The following is a 17,996-nucleotide window of genomic DNA, read 5'->3' as shown; positions in this document are numbered from 1 at the left end:
AACTCTGAGCAATACTAGACCTTTTCTTATGAATCGGTTAACTTAATCTTAAGTCCAGCAAACCAAAGAGAGATAGCCAACATGGATAAAAACTTGGATGCTATTCAAGAACACATTGAGCAAAACGAGACCGTTGACGATCAAGTTTTAAGCTTTGTATTAGGCAAAGAAGAGTATGGTGTTGACATCTTGCGTGTTCAAGAAATCAAAGGTTGGGAAAAAACCACTGCGATACCCAATACTCCTGCATATGTAATGGGGGTAATTAACCTTCGAGGCTCAGTGGTTCCCATTGTAGACTTAAGAGTTAGATTTGGTTTGCAAGACATTACATACAACGACTCTACCGTTGTAATCATTGTCCGCTCAGAAGATAGCTCAGGGTCACAAAAAATTATTGGATTAGTTGTTGATGGCGTTTCAGACGTATACTCATTAAAAGAGAGTCAACTCCAACCTTCTCCTGAAATGGCAGGGACAATTCATACCGAGTACGTAAATGGCCTGGCAACCGTTGCCGATAAAATGGTGATTGTATTGCATGTGGACCAATTAATTAATGACGGTATTTTAACCCACATAAAAAAAGCCCTAAATATAGAATAACCAGTTGTATAATGGCTTTCTGTTAACCGTATTCAAATATCAAATTTCAAAAAGTGAGAGTAGTAAGATGTCAAAAATCTTAGCTGTTGATGATTCTAAATCTATGAGACAAATGGTGAGCATGTCGCTTAAATCTGCAGGACATGATGTAACTGAAGCAGAAGATGGTGCCGCTGCCCTAGAAATTGCCAAGCAAAATCAATTTGATTTGATTGTTACAGATATTAACATGCCTAATATGAATGGTATCGAGCTAATTACCGCTCTACGTGCTATGCCTAACTTCAAATTCACACCAATCCTTTGTTTAACAACAGAGTCTTCGGGTGATATGAAAACAAAAGGTAAAGAAGCTGGGGCAACGGGTTGGATTGTTAAGCCTTTTAGTCCAGAAAAATTGCTTTCAGTAATCAGTCGAGTGCTTTAATCCACTTAGAACAAGGGCAGAATCATGAGTGAGACAATTCAGCTACCAGAAAATTTAACGATTCATCATATTGAAGCTCATTATAACGAGTTGAATAAACTGTTTAATGATGCTGGTGATCAAATCTCTATTGAAGCGTCTGCAGTAGAGACTATTGATACGTCTGGTTTACAAGCGTTACTGGTATTAGTCAAAACAGCCCTTGAAAATGGCAAAAAGATATCTTGGCAGAACACTCCAGAAATCCTGACAAGCAGCGCTAAAAAAATTGGCATCGACCAAGCATTATCTTTCTAAAAAAGCGGTTTTCACCGCTTTTTTTATCTCTGAAAAAAACCAAATTTTGATCAAACCGTCTTGCGATTAAATCTATGAGCAAAACCAAAACACTTGTTGATAATTTAGCCGTCTCACTTGAATACGAAGGCTCTGGTGCCCCAAAAGTGACCGCGAAAGGTCGAGGGTACATTGCTCAAGAGATTATTGAAGCCGCCAAAGCCCACAACATTCCAATCCAACAAGATCCCGAACTGGTTAATCTGCTAGGCCAAGTTGAGCTTGACCATGAAATCCCCGAAGCGCTGTATGAAGCAGTAGCCCAAGTTTTGATTTTTGCCTACCAATTAAGTGGCAAATCCCCGATGGAAAACCCAAACTCAAACAAAGATAATCCCAGTTCTAAAGAAGAGCAAACACTCTAAGAATTTCCCCTGCCACAAAAACAAAATAACCGCTTTTAAGCGGTTATAAATTAGTGGTAATTACATGTTAATTTTTAAGTCAACTAAACATGTTATCCACTTCAATCAAGATAATCACATTATCTTCAAAATGCGCAATACTCTGAATGTATTTTGACGCATTATCTTTGGTCGTTGATAAAGCTTCAAAACGGTTTTCTGGAATATCTTTGACTTCCATCACAAAATCGACCAACATCCCTACAGTACGCTCATCATCCAGCTCAACGATAATGATACGAGATAGATCCGTTATCTCTTTTGAAGGCATTCCAAATAAAATACGTGTATCAACCACGGTGACAATGACACCTCTAACATTGATTACACCTAAAATTTGATAATCGGAACCTTCTACTTTACGAATTTTGCCTACACGAAGAACTTCACGTATCTTTTTAACATGAATACCATAAATTTCGTTTTCCATCGTGAACAAGACACACCGTGCACTTGGTCCTGTGTACTCATCTTCATCATCCATCGAGTTCGTGGCACGCACTGAAGTAGATAACGACCCTTTAGCCAATTCCATCTAACCTCTCCCTATTGAAAACGCTGTACAACGCCAGGTAAATCTAAAATTAAAGCAATATTGCCGTTCCCGGTAATCGTTGCTCCTGCATAACCATAGACATGTTTCAAACCAACACCTAGAGGCTTGATAACCACCTCTTCTTGGCCGTTAACTTGATCAACAACCAGGCCTGCTCTTTGATTGCCCACCGAAACAATAATAACCTTGTCACCACGATAGTCGTCTTTGACCGAATCCGGCGCCAACCATTCAGACAAAAAGAATAACGGAACACTACGTTCCCTTAAACGAACCATCATTTGTCCATCGATCTTATTGGTTTTGCTACTGTCATAATCAAAAATTTCTTGAACACTGGTTAATGGAATTGCATAACTATCATTCCCAAAAGAGACCATCAAGGTGGGTAGGATCGCTAAAGTCAAAGGAACTCGAATACTAATTTCAGTGCCTTGACCTAAAACAGAGTGGATGTCGATACTACCATTAAGTTTGGTAATCATATTTTTAACAACATCCATTCCCACACCACGACCAGAAATATCACTTATCGTTTCTGCAGTAGAAAATCCGGCTGATAAAATCAGTTCAAACGCTGATTTATCATCTAGCTGGTTTGCTGTCATTTCATCCATCATGCCTTTTTCAACCGCCTTACGACGGAGCAAATCAGGATCCATTCCTTTTCCATCATCGGTAATAGATAGCAGGATATGATCCCCTTCTTGTTGAGCGGCTAAAACAACCGTACCGTTTTTAGGTTTGCCAGCGGCAATACGATCGGCAGGCATTTCCACACCATGATCCACCGAATTACGCACTAAATGCACTAGTGGATCGGCAAGGGCTTCGACTAAATTCTTATCTAAATCGGTCTCTTCACCCTTCAGCTCAAGTTCGATTTCTTTGCCCAGCTTCCTAGCCAAATCACGGACAACACGCGGGAATCGACCAAACACCTTTTTAACAGGCTGCATTCGAGTCTTCATCACAGACGCTTGCAAGTCCGTAGTAACATGGTCCAAATTGCCTACTGCATTTGAAATGTCTTCAAGATTCTGATTTGGGCCTCTTAACGTCAATAAACGGTTACGAACCAATACCAATTCACCGACCAGGTTCATAATTTCATCTAAACGTTTGGTATCTACTCGAACCGTTGACTCGGTATTGTTTTTTACCGGAGCTTTGGCTTCCGGTTTTGCAGAAGAACTTGCCATAGGCTTATGAGCAGGGGCTGCCGCTTGTGTCACTATCGGCTTTGATGGCGGTAAAACAATCTCTGGCTCATCAGAAACCATATCACGCTGGTTCAATAAAGCTTCGAACTCCTCATCCGTCATGTCGCCATCAGGGTCGACACCTTCAGGTAAAGAAAGCGCATTCGAATCTTCATTTGAGGGGTTGCTAGAAACGGCATCACGTTGGTTCAATAAAGCTTCGAACTCTTCATCCGTCATATCTCCATCAGGATCAACCCCTTCGGCAAGAGATAAACCGGCAGAAGACGACTCGGCAGTTTCGGCACCAGAATCTCGTTGATTCAGCAACGCTTCAAACTCTTCATCCGTCATATCGCCATCAGGATCGACCCCTTCGGCCAACTTAAGACCTACCTCAGCCTTAGGCGGTTCAACAACAACTTGAGGAGCGGCTCCCCCTTTGGTTAACACATCTAAATCGACAAGTAACTGAGGGTTGTTTTCTGGAAGTTCACGTTCACCATCATTCAAGAGTTCAATCGAATCGCTAATCACATCGAAAGCACGTAAAATGACATCGGCCGCTACCGCGTCATAACTCACATCACCATTACGAATCTTATCGAATACATTTTCAGCTCTATGGCAAACTTCGATAAGAGGGGTGATACCTAAGAATCCAGCACCACCTTTGATTGTGTGAAAACCTCTAAATACAGCATTAAGTAGATCAGCATCTGTGGGCGATTGCTCTAAGTCTACTAGCTGCTCATTTAGTTGATCAACCAACTCAGATGCCTCAACTAAAAAGTCTTGTAAAATCTCTTCATCCACAGTATTCACCCCTTGGTAATTTTTAAGACAATAACAGCATCCTGAACACTGTTAATGAACCAATCAATACCAAAAACAAAAGCAATCCTTATGCCATTAATTAATTATTCACGCATCATCAAAGCGGAACCTAGAAACCGCTAAAAAGATAACGCTTTAAAGAAACGGAATTGTTAAATCCCCAAATCATTTAACAAATCATCAATATCATCTTGTGATTCGACAATATCCTGCTTAGAGTGCTGTGTTACATTTGGCCCCACGCCCTTCATTTCAGAAGCCTTTTGACTCTTCTCATCTTCCACCCTCTCAGGAATGGCATGATAATCGTGCCCGGCACTTTCAATCAACTGAATCAAACTCTGCTCTAAGGAACTAATTATCAAAATAACCCTATTCAAAACCTGGCCGGTTAAATCCTGGAAGGATTGCGCCAACATAATACCAGTCAACTTGTCGGCGATTAACGCCAACTCAAATTTCAATTTTTCTCTGGCCTCATCAGTCAACTCACCATCAATTTGACTTTTTACAATCTCAAGGTTTTGCAAGGCTTGCTCCGCTTCATCCAAGGTTTTATTACTCGCCTCTTCAGTCGTCTGAATCACATACTGTAAACGTTCCGTCGCATCAGGAATATCATGCTTAGTTTGCATCAACAACGTACTGTCATTCAAATCATCAAGAGTTTGATGTAGATTTGCGGTTAAACCACTTAATTGTAAATACAATTCAGACTCGCGTATTTGTGTTATCGAATCAATAATTTCTGTCACCTTTGCCTCATCATTACTCTGAAGAGCAGCAACCAATTCCTGCGCCATATCAAGCGTTACTTGAGTTGGAAATGTCATTTAAAAGTCCTTAGTGGTATATGCATTACAAAAAAAAAGCTCACTTACCGACTAACGATAACAGAGCTTTGCTTTTTTCTTTTAATTTAAATAAGACAAAATTTATTACCGCCTTTCGGCCGCCTTCTTAAGTGTCTGATGAATGTTTTCATAAAGTGTCGCGGCGGTAAAAGGTTTAACGATATAAGCATCTACACCAGCTTCTGCCGCCTCTATGATCTGTGAACGTTTGGCTTCTGCGGTAATGAGTAAAAATGGTGTGTTTTTTAAATGCGGATGTGCTCGAACCTTTTTAAGCAATTCCACACCTGACATCTTAGGCATATTCCAATCACTGACTATAAAGTCATACTCACCCGATTGAATCATTGGCCACGCCGTTTCGCCATCATCGGCTTCATCATATTGACTAAAGCCTAATTCATTGAGCAAATCTTTGACAATCTTTCTCATTGTTGAGAAGTCATCAACAACCAAAATTTTCAAATCTCTATCAATATGCACGAGGAGGTAGCCCTAATGAACTTTAATCGATTTTACGTTTTCTATATCCAATTGACCATCCTAGAGCGGATACGTTTGATAGCCTGGCTATGTATTTGACTCACTCTAGACTCACTCACTTCTAAAACTTCACCAATCTCTTTCAGGTTCAACTCTTCATCATAGTACAAGGCCATGACCAATCGCTCTTTTTCAGGGAGGTTGGTGATTTCTTGTGCTAAAGCCTCTTGAAAGCCATTCTCGGTAAGTTCACCTAAAGGGGTTGCGCTGCTACCGACCATGCGCTCTTCAGAAAGTTCATCGTGATCAGGCTCATCAATAGATAGAAGTTGGACAGAGTTGGTGTCTTGCAAAATATGATGATATTGCTCAATTTCAATCCCCATTTCAATCGCAATCTCTTCATCTCGAGCTTCACGACCAAATTTTGCCTCAACTTTAGCAATAGCTTCACTCACCTCTCGCGATTTACGGTGAACTGAACGAGGTGTCCAGTCCCCTTTCCGAATTTCATCGAGCATTGCACCGCGAATTCGAATTCCCGCATAGGTTTCAAAACTAGCCCCTTGATTGGCATTGAACTTATGCATGGCTTCAATCAACCCAATGATGCCGGATTGAATCAAATCATCCACAAATACACTATCGGGCAAGCGGCCTTTAAGGTGATACGCAATACGTTTTACCAAAGGTAAATAAGACTCTAAATCCAATAAATCATTACTGGATTGCTTTTGAACTTGCTCGTAAACATTTGTACCGCTCATGCTCTAATCGCTACCTTATTCAATGCCCAGATTGAAATAAATTTTCAACAAAAAACTGCAAATACCCCGTTACACCGCGAGGAATTGGCCAAGTTTCTATTTTTTTAGCCATCCCCTTAAAGGATTTGGCAGCCAAACTATTAGGACGATACACTGTTACAGGAATCTGTTTCTGTACCGCTTCACGTAAATCATGGTCAAAAGGTACCGTACCTAAATAATCGATACTCACATCTAAAAACTGTTCGCAGACTCTAGCGAACTTTTCATAAAGCTGCTGGCCATGGGCTGGCGTTCTACTCATATTCGCTAACAATCTAAACTTTGAGAGCTGATAGTCACGACTTAACACTTTGACTAAAGCATAAGCATCGGTAATCGATGCCGGTTCATCGGTCACCACCACCACGACCTCTTGAGCCGCTCGGCAAAAACTAATCACACTGTCTGCAATACCGGCTGCCGTGTCGACAATAAGGATATCTAGCTCACCATTTAGTTCGGAAAACGCATTGATGATTCCTGCATTTTCCATGGCACTCAACTGTGCCATCCGTCGAACCCCAGAAGCCGCTGGAATAATCTTCAAACCACCTGGACCTTCGACAATGACTTCTTGTAATGTTTTTTCTCCATCGAGCACATGCGACAAATTATATTTGGTTTGTAAACCAAGCATAATATCAACATTTGCCAGCCCCATGTCTGCATCCATCAGCAAAACACGATTGCCTTGTTGAGCTAATGAGATTCCCAAATTAACCGAAACATTGGTTTTACCTACGCCACCTTTACCACTCGCAACCGCAATCACTCTTACTGGTTGAGGCGTTGAATCTCTAGACTGTGTTTTATTAGCATGCATTGCACGTAACCCTGCCGCTTGGTCATTGAGCATCTGAAATCTCCTTACCCATTCCTAAACGGAACGCTTGCTCATTATCATTATTTTGTGTGTTTTGCCGACCTAGGACTATCGCTCGATCAATCAACTCTCTTGTCCTCACAGATTCTAAGTCCTCTGGGACTCTTTGCCCATTTGAAAGGTAAGCTATCGGTAATTTTTCTTCAATCAAAACCGTTAATACATTACCTAATTGTACAGCTTCATCGACCTTAGTCAAAATACAACCTGTAAGGACGACCTGGCTAAAAGACTTCACAATATCTTTCATTACCGATAATTGTGTAGCCGCAGACATCACCAAGTAATTTCTAACCGTTGTAATCCCCTGATGACCTGAAGTAACCTGTTGAGATAATTGTAGGTCTCTCTGACTCATTCCAGCAGTATCGATCAATATCAATTTTTTATTTGTTAAGGAAGTCAATAGCGCATAAAGCTCGCCTTGAGTTTTCGCTACATGGACCGGAACATTAATTAACTCGGCAAATGTTTTCAACTGTGCCTGTGCGCCAATTTTATAACAATCCGTGGTAATCAAAGCCAACTCATTCGGACTATTTCTCATTACAAATCGACTCGCCATCTTTGCAATGGTTGTCGTTTTTCCGACACCTGTTGGCCCTACCAAAGCGACAATCCCCCCTCTTTCAAGAAGATCACGCTCTTCAGTGGGTACTTCCGATTCCATCTTGTCCAAGATTCTTGACCAGGCCTGCTGGTTAATAACAGACAAACCATTCACAAGTTCTTCACTCAACTTCCAACCTACGCCAAGCTGAAGCAGTTTTTTTAGTAAATCCACTCTAGCAGGATCGTTCTGTTCACTCTGCCCCCAAGCCAATCCTGAAAGCTGATTTTCCAGCATCGCCCTAACCGCTTTTAGTTCGCCAGCCATGTTTGCCAGTTCTGCAGAACTATTTACCTGTTGTTGTGCAGACTGGCCTTGATGCACTTCTGGTGAATGGAAAGTGCTACCACTATTCATCACATTTTGTTTTTCTTGGGCCGCATTAGAGTCTGGATCCAGAGCCGCAACGACTTCCACACCATTACCTGTATCCTTAGTGGATAAAATAACGGCATCATCACCATGCTCTTCTCTGACCAAATTCATAGCCTGACGCATATTTGGTGCGAAATAACGCTTAATTTTCACACTAACCTCCCTGGCCTACACTGGCGACAACGCTAATCTGTCGGTTTTCTGGCACTTCAGAATAAGCCAAAATATATAGGCTAGGTAAACTATATCTAAATAATCTTGCAAGTTGCGATCGAATTTGTGGAGCCACCAGCAATACCGCTGATTGCCCAGATACTTCTAACTTTTGAGACTCCTCTTTCAAGGTTGAATGCAACCTTTCTGCCAGGCCAGGTTCTATGGCCAACTGCCCTTCTGGAGCCCCTTGAGTAGCTTGGAGCAATAACTGTTCCAAACTTGGATCAAGCGTAATCACCTTCAACTCCTGGTCTTGTCCAACGATATCCTGAATGATAGAACGCCCTAAAGCCGTTCTGACATGTATTGTTAACTCACTGGCGTTTTGAGTAATCGATGCTTTTTCAGTAAGGGTTTCTAGAATGGTACGCATATCTCTAATAGAAACTTTTTCCTGTAATAAGTTTTGCAGGACACGAACGACAGTCGCCAATGGCAATTTATCAGGAACCAGTTCATCCACCAACTTAGGTGAAGACACTTTCAACTTATCAAGCAACTGCTGTGTTTCATCATGGCCTAAAAGTTCATAAGCATAATCTTGAACCAACTGACTGACGTGGGTCGCTACCACGGTACTCGCATCGACAACGGTATAACCCAATGCCTGCGCTTGGTCTTGGTCATTTTGCGCTATCCATACCGCGTCCAAACCAAAGGTTGGGTCTTTGGTGACCAGGCCAGGTATATCCCCGAATACTTGACCAGGGTTAATCGCCAACTCCTTATCCGGATAAACCTCTCCTGAACCGGAAGGAACTCCCATCAACATGACTCGGTATTGATTAGGTTTAAGATCCAAATTATCGCGAATATGAACGGGAGGAACCAAAAAACCAAGCTCTTGGGAAACTTTACGTCTAACCCCTTTGATTCGATCTAACAATTGGCCATTTTGTGATTGGTCTACCATCGGAATTAAACGATAACCAACTTCTAAACCTAAGACATCCACCGCTTGGACATCATCCCAACTCAAGTCGGCGGGTTTGGTTTCAGCTTCTATTTCTTCAGGAATGATTGGCTCAACCTTCTCTAAGGTTTTTTGTTGTTTGTAAATAAGATAAGCGCCACCACCTGCAACACTGGCAAAGGCTAGAAACGCGAAATTGGGCATACCAGGAATCAAACCTAAAAAACCGACAATTCCAGCTGTGGTTCCCAAAGCTTTTGGACTTGCAAACATCTGCATTTGCATCTGTTCGCCCATATCCTTTTTATCACCACCGGTTACTCGAGTAACGATGATTGCCGTAGCTGTGGACAGCAGTAAAGCGGGAATTTGGGCAACAAGGCCATCCCCCAAGGTCAAAAGGGTATACACCTGTGCAGCATCCCCGAATGACAGATCATGTTGCCCAACACCGATGGCAAACCCACCTATCAAGTTAATGAACAAGATGATGATTCCGGCAACGGCGTCACCTCGAACAAACTTACTCGCCCCATCCATAGAGCCGTAAAACTCAGCTTCTGTCGCTATTTCAGAACGTCTTACCTGAGCCTGCTCCTGGGTAATCAAACCAGCATTCAAATCGGCATCGATTGCCATTTGCTTACCAGGCATCGAATCCAAAGTGAAACGAGCACTGACTTCAGCTACTCGGCCAGCCCCTTTGGTAATAACCACAAAGTTAATGACCACTAAAATAGCGAACACCACCAAACCGACAGCATAGTTCCCACCGATAACGAACTCACCGAACGCTTCGATGACTTGACCCGCTGAGGCTCCGCCGTTATGACCTTCAAGTAAAATCACACGTGTGGAGGCGATATTCAGAGAGAGCCTGAAAAGAGTCGCTAATAAAATTATGGTTGGGAAGATGGCGAAATCTAATGGTCGTTTTGCATAAAGCGTGACCATTAAGACAACCAAGGAAAGAGCGATATTAAATGTAAAAAAAACGTCTAATAAGAATGCCGGCAAAGGAATGGTTACCATTCCCAATAAGGCTAAAACAGCGATAGGAATCCCTAAACCGCTGGTCATATTTGCCTTAATCTTGCTAATTAATTGTTTAAAATCCATTAAGTAACTTTAGCACCTAAAAATTGAGACCTTTATCTTTCGTCTCATTCAGTTTTCATATCTTCTGGAATTGGTAAATTTGCAAAATCTACATTTTCAGCCTTTCCAGAGTCTTTAAGCTGGTATACATAAGCAAGTACAGAAGCCACTGCTTTAAATAAATCGTAAGGTATAGGACGATCTAATTCAGCATTATAGTATAAAGCCCTAGCCAAAGGGGGGGCTTCTACAATTGTTATATTATTCTCTTTGGCAATTGTTCTGATTTGCGCAGCCATAAAGTCGGAACCCATCGCAATGACCAAGGGTTCTCGCATACTTTCGGGGTCATATTTGAGCGCTACCGCAAAATGTGTCGGGTTGGTGATAATCACATCTGCTTGAGGTACTTTTTGCATCATTCGGCGTTGCGACATTTCCCTTTGTACCTGACGAATACGGCCTTTGACTTCGGGATTTCCCTCTTGTTGCTTATACTCTTCCTTAACTTCTTGTTTTGTCATTTTAAGCTGTTTATTGTGTTGCCATAATTGAAATGGCACATCGATAACCGCAACAATCAATAAAGACAGGCTGACAAAAATAAACGCCTTAACAATTAAGATCCCGGCATGTGCCATGGCAAACTGTAACGGCTCGATACCCAATGCCAAAACTTCATCGAATGTAAAATATAGAAAGTAAGTTGCCATGGCAATGACCAATGTAAATTTGGCCAATGCTTTGAAAAGTTCAAGTAACGCTGTTGCCGAAAACATGCGTTTGATACCTGAAACAGGATTTAGTTTACTGAACTTAGGGGCCATCGCTTTGGCACTGAAAGACCAGCCGCCTAACAAAGTTGGAGAAATCAAAGCAATGATAACCATGACCAAAATAAAAGGCGTCATTAAGTAGATGGCATCGATGACAATAGCTGTGACCAAATCGAACAGCTTAAGTTCATCAAAAGCGACATCACGATCAAAACTCAAACCCCTTGATGCAAGAGCAATAAAATCCTTCATCATGACAGAGCCGTACATCAGTAAGAAAACGGCGGCTGAAAGCGTCATCAATAAAGTCGTAAGCTCTTTTGACCGGGGAACCTGGCCTTTATCCCTGGCATCCTGGAGCTTTTTCTGGGTAGGTTCTTCGGACTTTTCGCTACCATCAGCATTTTCAGCCATTGCTTAGCCTCCTGTTAACCTTAACTGAGTAATCACCTCCAATGCTCGATGAATCAACTCTTGCAGATGTGGCAGTATCAGCGGGGTCGTCAATGAAAGCATGACCAGGCCTGTTATCAAGGTCACCGGAAAACCTACCGCAAAAATATTCAAAGCCGGTGCCGCCCTTGTCACGACCCCAAAGGCAACGTTAATCAGCAATAGAGCGGTAATAGCCGGCAACGCAACTAAAACACCAGCAGAGAACATATAGCTTCCAAACTCGACTAAAAGCCGTAGGCTTTCCGCATTTAAGAAGTTAATGCCTATCGGAAGATACTCAAAACTGTCCACCATGACCTGAATGACCAATAAATGACCATTCATAGCCAAAAATAGCAAAGTCACCACAATGGTGAAATATTGTGCAACCACCGGCGCCTGTACACCACTTCCAGGATCGACCATCGATGCAAACGCCAAACCCATCCCCATCGCGATTAAATGCCCCGCTACCACAAAAGCCTGGAAAACGACTAAAAACACGACCCCCATCGCTAAACCAATCAAGACTTGCTGCAGAATAAATAAAACCCCTCTCCACGAGAAAGGATCCACAGGAGGAGGCAAAGCCAATGCAGGCGCAATGACAATAGTTAAAAACACGGCAAGAATGACACGTCCGCGAACAGGAACCGCTCGAATGCCGTATAAGGGAATAATGGAGAGCATTGCACCAATGCGTACGAAGGGATAGAAGTACAAACCAACCAGCTGCAAAAATTCTGGGTAGTTAAAAGTCATTTTTTAGCCTATTAAAGCTGGAATGTTTTGGTACAACTCTTTGGTAAAAGAGATTAAGGTGTTCAACATCCATGGCCCGGCTACAACCAGCGCGATACCGACGACAGCCAACTTAGGGATGAAACTTAAGGTCATCTCATTGATTTGGGTTGCCGCTTGAAACATCCCGACAATCAAACCAATGACCAGTGCGGGAATGAGCAAAGGACCAGCCAACATCGCTGTCACTTCCAACATCTTTTGACCGAGTGACAATACAAACTCTTCTTGCATCATATCCCTCCGGGCACAACGAAACTGTTAGCTAATGTTCCCACGACTAACGCCCAGCCATCGATTAAAACAAACAGCATCAATTTAAATGGCAAAGAAATAATCATCGGCGACAGCATCATCATACCCATAGACATCAATAAACTCGCCACGACTAAATCGATAATTAAGAAAGGGATAAATAGCATAAAACCGATTTGAAAAGCGGTCTTTAGTTCACTGGTCATAAAGGCCGGAATAAGCACTTTAAACGGTACGGTTTGCGGATCATTTAGGGTGACGTCGGCCATTTCGGCGAACATCCCCAAATCATCTTCTCGGGTTTGTTGCAACATAAACTGATGCATTGGCTTAGAACCCAACTCCACCGCTTCTTTGAACTGAATCTGCTCATCTAAATATGGTGCAACAGCGGTGCTATAAACCTTATCCAAAACGGGCGTCATGATGAATAAGGTCAAGAACAAGGAAAGTCCTATCAAGACTTGGTTTGAAGGGGTTTGCATAGTACCTAAAGCTTGCCTAAGCAGACCTAACACAATCACAATCCGTAAGAAAGAAGTGGTGGCAATTAACGCCGCTGGCAACAGGGTTAACCCCGTCATCAACAATAAAATCTGGATGGTTAAGGTGTAATCTTGATTACCCGCCGCATCCGTTTCTACGGTAAATGCAGGAATACCTGGCATTGCCCAGGTTAAAATAGGAAAAAAAGTTAAAGCTAATAAGAGAAGTGGCTTAATGGTCTTCACGGTCGTGTGGCTTATTTTCCTTAGGTTTTAACGCTTCTTGTAAACGTTGCGAAAACTGACTGCTAACCGGCACATTATCCTTTACTTCTACAGGGACTTCAAGCTGATGTAATCGAGATATTCTGCTACTGGTAACACCGACTAAAATCTGTTCGCTTCCCACCTGTAACAAAAGTATCCGTTCACGCTGTCCAACCGACAAGGCTCCAAGTACTTTCAAATTGCCTTCCGCGACACCTGGAAAGCGGCCATAACGTCTTAACAGCCATGCGGAAATGAAGATAATCAACAGGACAAGCACTAAAGAGAAGACGATTTGTCCGAAATATTCACTTGGCTGAGTGACACCTTCACCAATTGAAGTGGAGGCTTTTGTCTCAGCCGCAGCAGACAACGAATAAAACGTTAAAACAAAAGATAACCAGGCCTGGTTAAAATATTTCATTGGCATTATTTAAGTTTCTTAATACGTTCTTGCGGGCTTACAACATCTGTCAATCGAACCCCAAATTTATCATTGATAACAACCACTTCGCCGTGAGCGATTAATGTGCCATTAACTAATAAATCCAAAGGCTCTCCGGCCAAACGGTCCATTTCCACCACGGAACCCTGCGTATAAGACAACAAATTACGGATGGATACTTTCGCTCGCCCAATCTCCAACTGAAGGGTAACAGGAATATCCATCAACACATCTAGGTCGACTTTATCCTTACTATTGCCGCGTTCGGCAGCTAACTCATCAAATGCAGCAGAGCTGATCGCCTCAGCCCCAGCATTCGCAGCTTCGGCATCGGCTTGCTCAGATAAAGCATCACCCCACGGATCATCCGAACCACCTTCAGATTCCGCTTGTTCCGCTAATGCATCGCCCCACGCACTTAAATCTTCTTCATCACTCATCGTACCACTCCTTAACATTGTCTATCGTTCGCTCTTGATAAGCGGGGTGACGTAAAACTTGTTCAATTTTTACAGCTTTCTTATTATGACTTTCACCAAGCTTACCGCGCATTATCGCAATATTTTCGGCTTTAACAGTCACCGTTTTTGGCATTTCTAATGGAATAATATCGCCTTTTTCCATTTTCATTAAGTCATCAACATTCATGTGGAGCTCGGCCAAGCTCACACTTAAGTCGATTTCAATATTCTTGGCTTCTTCTTTTAAGGTTCTAGACCAACGATTATCGCTTTCACCTTGAAGGTTCTGCATACCCTCTTCAAGTTTATCTCTGACGGGTTCCAACATTGCGTAAGGCATAACAATGTCTACACGCCCTTCAACCCCCTCAAAACGGACGTTAATAGGACTGACAATAATCATGTCAGTCGGATCAACAATTCCGGCAAATTTAGGGTTCATTTCCGAATGCATATACTCGATCTCGATATCCATTACAGGGCCCCATGCTTTACGCATGTTCTCTGAGGTAATATCCAGAATACTACGCACCATACTCATTTCAACCGGAGTATATTCCCTACCTTCAATTTTGAAAGGCAATAAACCTGTTCCTCCAAAATAAATATCAACTGCGGTAAAGATCAACTTTGAGTCTAAAGTGAATAACGACACTCCATTGAGGGGATTAATGCGATAGATATTTAAACTTGTCGGTACAAAAAGATTACGCAAGTAATCAATCATTTTAATGATTTTCACTTCACCTGCGGTAACCTCAACACTCGCCATAATCATTTCATTGAAATGGCGTTGGAAGCCTCGTGCAAAACGTTCATTAATAATATCTAAAGCAGGAAGACGCCCACGTACGATACGTTCCTGATTGGTAAAGTCATAGACTTTGGCACCCTGCGCCCCTGAAGTATCATCACCTTCAGTTTCCACATCGCCGCCACCCATCCCTTTTAATAGGGCATCGACTTCATCTTGACTTAAGATATCATCCATTTAAATCGCCTTACTGCATGACAAAACGTGTCATATAAACATCTTCCAGTAAATCTGGATAGATATTATGTTTTTCTAAAACTTTACGGGTTACGTCCAAAATATCAGCTCGTAGCTTATCAGGTCCGTCAGGTTTACTTAATTCATTGTAGTGTTGATTTCGCAACAAACGCTCAATGTCATTTTTTAAGATTGGGCGTAAATGTTCCATTTCACCGGCATCGCCGACCAATTGTGGATAATAGGACATAAACTTTAAATCCACCGCTAAAAACTTGGCCTGACCATCACCGTAAAAATTCACCACAAACTTATCCATGGTGAAATACGATGGTGGAGCTTCTGGAGCAGGCGGTTCAAACTGTTTATATTTTGGCGAATATTCTTTAGCATGACCAACATCATGACCATCAGTTTGCTCATCACCATGCCCGCCATCGCCATGTTCGGCTGAAGCGTGAACCTCTGTATCACTTGTTTTATCTTCCGCATGCTTATCACTACTAAGCAGTAGAAAAGCCATTACCCCAATACCAATTAAGAGAAGAATAACCACCACTAATAAAGCAATAATAAGGCCTTTGCCACCACCACTTTTCTTTTCTTCTTTAACTTCTTCAGACATAATAATTCCCTTTTCTCGTCATTGGGTTAATTAGGCGTTAATAACAACTCTTTACTTAAATCTTCTACTTTAGGAGCATCACTTAAACTACGCAAACGCTCTTCAGCTTCTTTATTCAAAACAATGATACTAATCCTTCTGTTGCGAGGATTATACGGATTTTCCTTATCAAACGGCACGGTATCAGCCATTCCGACCGCTTGAGCAATTCGTTCTGGGTTGACACCGCCTTGCAACAGCAACCTTCTCGCGGCATTTGCTCTATCGGCAGACAACTCCCAGTTTGTATATTCTGAACTATCATGATATCCAGAAGAGTCGGTATGTCCGGCAATACTGATTTTATTATTGGTAGTCGATAGAACCTTACCAACTTCTTGCAGTAATTTTGATGCATACTCTTTTGGAAGATCTACACCTGAACCAAACATTGGACGCTTACGGTCATCTAAAATCTGAACTTGCAAACCGTTAGGCGTGACATCAATCTTCAACTGTTCTTTAAGCTCTTTTAGGGTCGGACTTTCGGCTATTTTTTGTTCTAACTCAAGCTTCATCGCCTCCATTTGAGCCTTTTCTTGAGCCTTGCCAGAACCATCTTCATCACCTTCCTGCCCTTTCGGCGAATCTTTAAAACCACCCATATCAATCATGGCATCGGAAGTTCTTCCCGCCTCTTTCGATTCTACCAATGACATAGGAGATGACTCAATCACAGTTGGATCTCTAAAGAACTCAGCCATGGCCTTCATCTCTTCATCATTGGTTCCACCTAAAACCCACAGCATTAAAAAGAATGCCGCTGTTGCTGTCATGAAATCCGCAAACGCAATTTTCCATGCCCCACCATGAGCGACATGCGGACACTTGTTTAAGCGTTTTATAATGATGGATTGTTCATCAGCCATAGCAGTTCAACTAGCGTTAAGATTATTAATTATTTTTTACTTCTGACTCTGTAAAAATTCATCGACTTCAGTAAAAGTCGGACGTTCATGGCTAGGCACCGCTTTACGGCCAAATTCCACTGCCACCTGAGGGGCATAACCATTCAGGTTAGCCATCAAACAGGTTTTAATCACCGAATAGAAAGCACTTTCAGCTTCAGCACGGTTTGCTAACTCAGAAGAAATCGGCGCAATAAAACCATAAGCGATAAGAATACCTAAAAAGGTACCAACCAATGCCACTGACATGTGATGGGCGATCTCCATTGGACCGGCATCAAGATAACTCATAGTGATGACGATACCCAAAACGGCTGCAACGATACCAAATGCCGGCAATGCTTCAGAAACCTTACCAACAGCACCACTTGGCATCATAGCCTCATGATGATGAGCATCCAACTCTAGGATCATCAAGTCCTCTAATTGATATGGGTTACTCGCACCACTAATCATCAGTCGTAGGTAATCACAGATAAAATCGATTGCATGATGATCTGCAGCGACTTTGGGAGCGCTATTGAATAACTCGCTCGCATGAGGGTCTTCAACATCAGCTTCGATAGACATCAAACCTTCTCTTCTAGCCTTATTGAATATTTTGAACATCAAACCTAACAACTCCATAAAGAGTTCTTTGTTAACATGATGTGGTTTGGCCAACCCTAAACCCTGAGAAAAACCCGCTTTAACAACCCAGCCTGGGTTAGCAATGATATAGGCACCCAAAGCTCCACCACAGATAATAACCATCTCTAGTGGCTGAATCATAATACCAATACTACCGTGTGGTAAATATCCACCCAGTAAGGTACCGATTACAACAAGTGTACCTACTATTGCTTTCATGCTTAAGTCTTCCCTTTAATCCGGTGCTTTATTTTATTTTTATGCTTTAC

Annotated in this window: 22 protein-coding genes; 4 read left to right on the top strand and 18 right to left on the bottom strand. The window is 42.2% G+C overall.

All coding sequences use genetic code 11. From position 1 onward, the window contains the following. The first annotated feature begins 81 nt into the window (after positions 1 to 81). From L6421_RS04030 to L6421_RS04015, 4 genes are all read left to right on the top strand, one after another. Positions 82 to 606, top strand: a complete 525-nt coding sequence (locus L6421_RS04030) for a chemotaxis protein CheW (RefSeq protein WP_237263829.1) — start codon at positions 82 to 84, stop codon at positions 604 to 606. A 67-nt stretch (positions 607 to 673) separates the two neighbouring features. Next, positions 674 to 1,033 carry a response regulator gene (locus tag L6421_RS04025; RefSeq protein ID WP_237263827.1) on the top strand — a complete coding sequence of 120 codons (360 nt, stop codon included), beginning with the start codon at positions 674 to 676 and terminating at the stop codon, positions 1,031 to 1,033. A gap of 24 nt (positions 1,034 to 1,057) precedes the next feature. Beyond that, positions 1,058 to 1,330: an STAS domain-containing protein gene (locus L6421_RS04020; RefSeq protein WP_237263825.1), complete on the top strand. Its 273-nt coding sequence runs from the start codon at positions 1,058 to 1,060 to the stop codon at positions 1,328 to 1,330. 74 nt (positions 1,331 to 1,404) lie between these two features. Further along, entirely contained in the window at positions 1,405 to 1,734 is a 330-nt protein-coding gene (locus L6421_RS04015) for an EscU/YscU/HrcU family type III secretion system export apparatus switch protein (RefSeq protein ID WP_237263823.1), read from the top strand. A 79-nt stretch (positions 1,735 to 1,813) separates the two neighbouring features. On the opposite strand, the gene L6421_RS04010 is transcribed toward L6421_RS04015, so the two are convergent. The 18 genes from L6421_RS04010 to motA form a co-directional block, all read right to left on the bottom strand. Next, a complete protein-coding gene (locus L6421_RS04010; protein WP_237263821.1) occupies positions 1,814 to 2,308 on the bottom strand; it encodes a chemotaxis protein CheW in 495 nt (164 codons plus the stop codon). 11 nt (positions 2,309 to 2,319) lie between these two features. After that, positions 2,320 to 4,347 carry a chemotaxis protein CheA gene (locus L6421_RS04005; protein WP_237263819.1) on the bottom strand — a complete coding sequence of 676 codons (2,028 nt, stop codon included), beginning with the start codon at positions 4,345 to 4,347 and terminating at the stop codon, positions 2,320 to 2,322. Positions 4,348 to 4,520: 173 nt separating this feature from the next. After that, positions 4,521 to 5,201 (bottom strand): protein phosphatase CheZ, encoded by a 681-nt coding sequence (locus L6421_RS04000; protein ID WP_237263817.1) that lies wholly within the window; start codon positions 5,199 to 5,201, stop codon positions 4,521 to 4,523. 105 nt (positions 5,202 to 5,306) lie between these two features. Then, positions 5,307 to 5,705: a response regulator gene (locus L6421_RS03995; protein WP_446033474.1), complete on the bottom strand. Its 399-nt coding sequence runs from the start codon at positions 5,703 to 5,705 to the stop codon at positions 5,307 to 5,309. A gap of 41 nt (positions 5,706 to 5,746) precedes the next feature. Then, complete coding sequence (locus tag L6421_RS03990) at positions 5,747 to 6,472, bottom strand: RNA polymerase sigma factor FliA (RefSeq protein ID WP_237263815.1); 726 nt, start codon at positions 6,470 to 6,472, stop codon at positions 5,747 to 5,749. A gap of 19 nt (positions 6,473 to 6,491) precedes the next feature. Next, the gene (locus tag L6421_RS03985) at positions 6,492 to 7,370 is read right to left on the bottom strand and encodes a MinD/ParA family protein (protein ID WP_311195293.1); all 879 of its coding nucleotides are present in this window, start codon (positions 7,368 to 7,370) and stop codon (positions 6,492 to 6,494) included. Beyond that, the gene (gene flhF, locus L6421_RS03980) at positions 7,360 to 8,535 is read right to left on the bottom strand and encodes a flagellar biosynthesis GTPase FlhF (protein ID WP_237263813.1); all 1,176 of its coding nucleotides are present in this window, start codon (positions 8,533 to 8,535) and stop codon (positions 7,360 to 7,362) included. Before flhF ends, L6421_RS03985 begins: the two co-directional genes overlap by 11 nt. Position 8,536: 1 nt before the next feature. After that, positions 8,537 to 10,630 carry a flagellar biosynthesis protein FlhA gene (flhA, locus tag L6421_RS03975; RefSeq protein ID WP_237263811.1) on the bottom strand — a complete coding sequence of 698 codons (2,094 nt, stop codon included), beginning with the start codon at positions 10,628 to 10,630 and terminating at the stop codon, positions 8,537 to 8,539. A gap of 44 nt (positions 10,631 to 10,674) precedes the next feature. Beyond that, positions 10,675 to 11,799, bottom strand: coding sequence for a flagellar biosynthesis protein FlhB (flhB, locus tag L6421_RS03970; RefSeq protein ID WP_237263810.1), 1,125 nt, complete (start codon positions 11,797 to 11,799; stop codon positions 10,675 to 10,677). Between the two features lie 3 nt (positions 11,800 to 11,802). After that, complete coding sequence (gene fliR / locus L6421_RS03965) at positions 11,803 to 12,582, bottom strand: flagellar biosynthetic protein FliR (protein ID WP_237263807.1); 780 nt, start codon at positions 12,580 to 12,582, stop codon at positions 11,803 to 11,805. 3 nt (positions 12,583 to 12,585) lie between these two features. Then, positions 12,586 to 12,855 carry a flagellar biosynthesis protein FliQ gene (fliQ, locus tag L6421_RS03960; protein WP_237264531.1) on the bottom strand — a complete coding sequence of 90 codons (270 nt, stop codon included), beginning with the start codon at positions 12,853 to 12,855 and terminating at the stop codon, positions 12,586 to 12,588. Continuing rightward, the gene (gene fliP, locus L6421_RS03955; RefSeq protein WP_237263805.1) at positions 12,855 to 13,544 is read right to left on the bottom strand and encodes a flagellar type III secretion system pore protein FliP; all 690 of its coding nucleotides are present in this window, start codon (positions 13,542 to 13,544) and stop codon (positions 12,855 to 12,857) included. The genes fliQ and fliP overlap by 1 nt, the downstream gene beginning before the upstream one ends. A 49-nt stretch (positions 13,545 to 13,593) precedes the next feature. Beyond that, positions 13,594 to 14,058 (bottom strand): flagellar biosynthetic protein FliO, encoded by a 465-nt coding sequence (fliO, locus tag L6421_RS03950; RefSeq protein ID WP_237263803.1) that lies wholly within the window; start codon positions 14,056 to 14,058, stop codon positions 13,594 to 13,596. After that, positions 14,058 to 14,513 (bottom strand): flagellar motor switch protein FliN, encoded by a 456-nt coding sequence (fliN, locus tag L6421_RS03945; protein WP_237263801.1) that lies wholly within the window; start codon positions 14,511 to 14,513, stop codon positions 14,058 to 14,060. The genes fliO and fliN overlap by 1 nt, the downstream gene beginning before the upstream one ends. Next, positions 14,506 to 15,525 (bottom strand): flagellar motor switch protein FliM, encoded by a 1,020-nt coding sequence (fliM, locus tag L6421_RS03940; RefSeq protein WP_237263799.1) that lies wholly within the window; start codon positions 15,523 to 15,525, stop codon positions 14,506 to 14,508. Before fliM ends, fliN begins: the two co-directional genes overlap by 8 nt. Positions 15,526 to 15,535: 10 nt before the next feature. Next, entirely contained in the window at positions 15,536 to 16,150 is a 615-nt protein-coding gene (locus tag L6421_RS03935) for a flagellar basal body-associated FliL family protein (RefSeq protein WP_237263797.1), read from the bottom strand. 26 nt (positions 16,151 to 16,176) lie between these two features. Then, positions 16,177 to 17,058 (bottom strand): flagellar motor protein MotB, encoded by an 882-nt coding sequence (gene motB / locus L6421_RS03930; RefSeq protein ID WP_237263795.1) that lies wholly within the window; start codon positions 17,056 to 17,058, stop codon positions 16,177 to 16,179. A gap of 36 nt (positions 17,059 to 17,094) precedes the next feature. Further along, positions 17,095 to 17,946, bottom strand: a complete 852-nt coding sequence (gene motA / locus L6421_RS03925) for a flagellar motor stator protein MotA (protein ID WP_237263793.1) — start codon at positions 17,944 to 17,946, stop codon at positions 17,095 to 17,097. Positions 17,947 to 17,996: the final 50 nt, after the last annotated feature.

Origin of the sequence: Thiomicrorhabdus immobilis (genome assembly GCF_021654855.1) — a bacterium.
Taxonomy (GTDB): Bacteria; Pseudomonadota; Gammaproteobacteria; order Thiomicrospirales; family Thiomicrospiraceae; genus Thiomicrorhabdus; species Thiomicrorhabdus immobilis.
This window is presented reverse-complemented; position numbering and strand designations above follow the sequence as displayed.